This window comes from Holospora curviuscula, from assembly GCF_002930195.1.
In the GTDB taxonomy this organism is placed as follows: Bacteria; Pseudomonadota; Alphaproteobacteria; order Holosporales; family Holosporaceae; genus Holospora; species Holospora curviuscula.
Window position 1 is genome coordinate 1 of the sequence record NZ_PHHC01000081.1, and the last position, 4,203, is coordinate 4,203.

5 protein-coding genes are annotated in these 4,203 nt (G+C 36.7%); 2 read left to right on the top strand and 3 right to left on the bottom strand.

Annotated features, from left to right (window positions below):
* Positions 1–21 precede the first annotated feature (21 nt).
* Positions 22–171: a hypothetical protein gene (locus tag HCUR_RS09120; RefSeq protein ID WP_207760894.1), complete on the bottom strand. Its 150-nt coding sequence runs from the start codon at positions 169–171 to the stop codon at positions 22–24.
* A gap of 654 nt (positions 172–825) precedes the next feature.
* Between HCUR_RS09120 and HCUR_RS03475 the strand changes: the two genes are divergently transcribed.
* The gene (locus HCUR_RS03475) at positions 826–1,746 is read left to right on the top strand and encodes a glutamate racemase (RefSeq protein WP_104206765.1); all 921 of its coding nucleotides are present in this window, start codon (positions 826–828) and stop codon (positions 1,744–1,746) included.
* 205 nt (positions 1,747–1,951) lie between these two features.
* Positions 1,952–2,086, top strand: a complete 135-nt coding sequence (locus HCUR_RS09815) for a hypothetical protein (protein WP_279337566.1) — start codon at positions 1,952–1,954, stop codon at positions 2,084–2,086.
* Between the two features lie 17 nt (positions 2,087–2,103).
* Here the strand turns inward: HCUR_RS09815 and HCUR_RS03480 are convergent, their stop codons facing one another.
* Together HCUR_RS03480 and HCUR_RS03485 are read right to left on the bottom strand one after the other, a co-directional pair.
* On the bottom strand, positions 2,104–2,685 hold the full coding sequence (locus HCUR_RS03480; protein WP_104206766.1) for a hypothetical protein: 582 nt from the start codon (positions 2,683–2,685) through the stop codon (positions 2,104–2,106).
* A gap of 82 nt (positions 2,686–2,767) precedes the next feature.
* A complete protein-coding gene (locus HCUR_RS03485) occupies positions 2,768–3,631 on the bottom strand; it encodes a N5-glutamine methyltransferase family protein (protein ID WP_104206767.1) in 864 nt (287 codons plus the stop codon).
* Positions 3,632–4,203: the final 572 nt, after the last annotated feature.

The following is a 4,203-nucleotide window of genomic DNA, read 5'->3' on the forward strand; positions in this document are numbered from 1 at the left end:
CTTTCAAGAGACTAATAGCCCTTACCCCAAAGCGCTCCGCGTACTCTGGCTGATCGGCGCATCAGGATATATCGTGATACCGTGTTCTAAACAGTCCATATCTATTGTTCTGGCTAGCTTAGAGGGCACTAAGTGGGATTCTAAACGTGTATTCCCTCTATAATCACCCATTCTAAAACGTTTACCAGAGTCCTCATCACTGAATCCTTCTTTCTTCTTAATTCCTAAACCCTTATGATAAGAAATACGACACTTTTAAATATTCTTCTCTTTTCTTTTAATATAACCGTTTTATAGTTGTTTAGCTATATAAAACAAAAGAAGTAATTGAATCGTTTGGCTATCGGCTAGTTTTCTCGCTTCCATATTTGCCTGATCTGAACCCCATTAAAAAATTTTGGGCTACTATGAAAAAATGGATTAATCGTAACATGACTCAATATACGGAGTGCTATGAAGTCTTAATTTAACTCTTTTAAATCCCATCTTTCAGTTAAATTACTATAGTAAACCTTTTGCTTCAAGTTTACTTAAGAGGATGAAGGGTCTGAGTATACGGCTAAGTTTGAAAATGTTCAGGGTATAGAGGTTGTCTTAAAGATGGACTGGAGAATACGTATCTATTTCTCACATCATGCTTAAATACAGCAACTGTGATGCGCACTATCTAAAACTTAATCCTTTTGCGTTTTTAGGGTTAGGGTAATCTTAGGCTGTGTGAACCTAAAAATGAATAAACCAACTCTATAAAAGACAGCAGAATTTGTGGTAAAGTAAAGCTGTTAAGCTACAAAACGTCTAAGATAATTCTTTAAGGATGCACTCATGTTCGTTCAGGATACTAAGCGTACTATTCCATCACTGACACCAGCTTTTTTTTCTAATAAAATTTTTACCTCTATACAAGAGGAACTAAAGGAGATACTTCAACTTCCCACTCCTATAGGAATTTATGACAGTGGATTAGGTGGTCTTCAGGTCCTTTGGAATTTATATCAAGTCATGCCTCACAAAAATTTTCTGTATTTTGCAGATTTGCATCATATGCCTTATGGAAATAGATCCGCTGACGAAATTGTTGAATTGTCTAAGAAAAACTCTCATTTCTTAGAAGAGCAAGGCTGTACTTTAGTTATTGCAGCATGCCATACTAGTACTACATGGTTAAAAGCAGCTCATTTTACGCCTTCAAAATGTTTTCTCAGTATGGCGGATAGTGTATATGCTGTGGTTCAGAATGCAGTTTTTCAAGATAATATTAAAGAAATTACGATTTTAGCTACTCAAGGTACGCTTAATAGCGGTGTATATCAAGAGTACTTTACGCGAACAATGCCTCAATTAACGCTTCGTACAGTGCCTTGTCCCCATTGGGTTCCCGCCATTGAGTCTCAAGATGAAGTACAAAAGCGTAAGGCAGTGATAGAAATTTTGCACCATATCAATACCACACCTGCTATTGTTTACGGCTGCACTCATTTTTCCGAAATGGACTCCTTGCTTCAAGAATATCTCCCGTTTTCATGTCTACGATTAGATCCGGGCATTGCATTGGCTAATATATTCAAAGAACACGCACAAGTATTTTCTTCTTCAGCCTTAGAATATTCTTGTAGAGACCGCGTCCGCGTCTTTACAAACGTTACATGGGCACCTCAACTGGCGTTATTTTTAAAAAAATTTTCTAATATGCAGGGAAGCGTAGAATATATTCCCCCAGAAAAAATTCTTGAGTGCAGCCTATGAAAGGATAAAGACTAGCCTAAGGTGTTCTGAAAAAAATAGAATGATAGCCTCTCTTAAAACTTTTTTAATCAAAGAGTATATGCGAATCAGTATAGCTTTTTTTAAATAATCTTTTAGTAACCCATTTACCTTATACTATTTTTGTACCTTTAAACGCTTTAAGCCTATGACCATCAAAACATTCTGTATCTTTTTATATCTCGGCTTGCTTTCTACGTCTTTATGCTTTGCAAAATCTTGGGAAAGTCTTGCTTCTCATATTAATACAGAAATTCCTCCTGGAGAATTGACAAAAGAAGTGAATGATTTATTACACCAAACTTTTGATAAAAAAGCGTAAATACTTTGCGTTACATCTTAGTTTTCATCGCGGGACTTGAGGTGTAACACAAGCCCTTGAGTGGAGCGAGCAATATGAATCTGTAAATAAGCTTCTTGTAATAGTGTATAGACAAAATAAGCGTAGTATTCTGTTCCACTATTGGGGTGATGTCCTTGCATTAATACCAAATCTTGATGACAGGTGGGAAGCACGGTAGTATTAGTTAAAGAAAATATAATGTGCTTTGGGGTATTATGTATTTCAATAGAGCCTTTCTTTGAAATTGCCTGCCGCACAAGCCAAAAACAAATTCCTAACCCTATTCTGGGGTATACCTCTATTAATGCATCACTGGGCATAACGCAGGTGAAACGATCTCTAAACATACGTTTTAACAGCATTTTTGTCTGGTGAACGCTTAGTGCTTCGCTACCAAAAAAGTCCCTAAATATCTCTAACAGTTCTGCTAATTGCTGTTTCGAGCGTAAGATAAGTGGCCATACCTCATCACCCGGAGAAGGAGTCATTTCAATTCCTGCAGAGATTGCACTAAAAGGAGAAATAAGATCATGGATTATTTGTGCCACTAAACCACTCACTTCCGACACGGAAAACATAAAAAGCTCCTAAAAACATTGTAACATAATAAAAACATTATAATGGTATTTTTTTATTTTGCATCCGTTATCCTTAAAGAACTTAACTTCGCATCCTTAAATAGCGTTTTCTATCAAAATGATCTAACACAAGAGATACCTTAGAAAAATGTTTTTTTCCAAGAAAAATTAAGAGTTCTGTGCAAGAATATGCTGGAATTTCTAACACTAACAAGCCTTTTGCACTTAGCCATTCTTTTGCGCCCGGAATAATTACCTTGTAAGGCGTGATTCCCTCTTCCCCTCCATCTAACGCAATTTTTGGATCCCATCGTTGGACTTCTAAAGGTAACTTAGACCACTGGGAAGAAGCGATATAAGGAGGGTTACTAATAATAACGTCAAAGCTGTTCTTCTTGAATCCATGTTGTTCCAAATTTTCATACCAATTTCCAGATATCCACTGAACACGCTGATCTAATGCTAAAATAAGGGCGTTTTTTTGAGCCGCTTCCAAAGCTTTTTCTTGTATGTCTACTCCCACACCCTGGACCCAAGGTAATGCTTCCAAAAGGCTCAAAACTATACATCCGCTTCCGGTACCTAGATCAAGAATATTATGAATCCCAGAAGCTTCGTTCAGGACCAGTTGTACTAATCCTTCAGTTTCAGGCCTCGGATCTAGGGTTGCTTCATTTAATGTGAAATACTGATTCCAAAAAAAACGACGCTGAGTACTGCGAGATAGGGGCTTATGCTCCACAATGAAGGCCTCTACCCAACACTCTAAATCCTCATGATGCCAATACCTCTCAAACATAGTAAGGGTCCATTGATGAGAAGATAGTCCGAACGCTTCCTGTAAAAATGTTCTACCCCAACGATACCCTACATCAAAAGGCACTTGTTTATGATGGACAAAGCACTTTCCCAACTGAAGCGCTTTGTCATAAAAAGAATAAGACATCTAGTTGTTTGTACATGTTTGGTTACTTGTTTTGAAGCTTTAAAAAAATACTAAAGCTGATCATGGTTCTCTTCCTGAAAGAGTTTGCCATAAAAAAGGGAAGCTTACAACCTTTTTTTAGCAAAGATCAGTAATACTGATTTTGATTTCCTGCGCTTTATAGGGGTAGAGTTTGGTAGCATAACGTCTAGTAAAGTATCCCAGAAATTCAATACGGGTATGTCAAGAATAGTGAATAATTCTTAAAAAAATTCTCTTTTAGTGCCAAAACATGATTTTAGTTCTCTATATTTACAATATACTTTTTAGAAAATAATAAAAAAATAATATAGCTTAGACTTCAAGTAAAGAGGAATAGACTACACAAAATCAGGTAATGATCAAAATACGAGCGCAAAAATAGTTATGGTGGGTCAAAGTAGCCTAAGTAGAGGGGGTGGGATACCGTGCAAAAAAGAAGCAGTCATCAAGCCTACAGCACGATTAGACAGCAAAGGAACCATCGATTTAAATCAGCTAATACTGTATGTTAAAAATAACAAAGATAAAACATAAGCAGAGATAACGCAGGC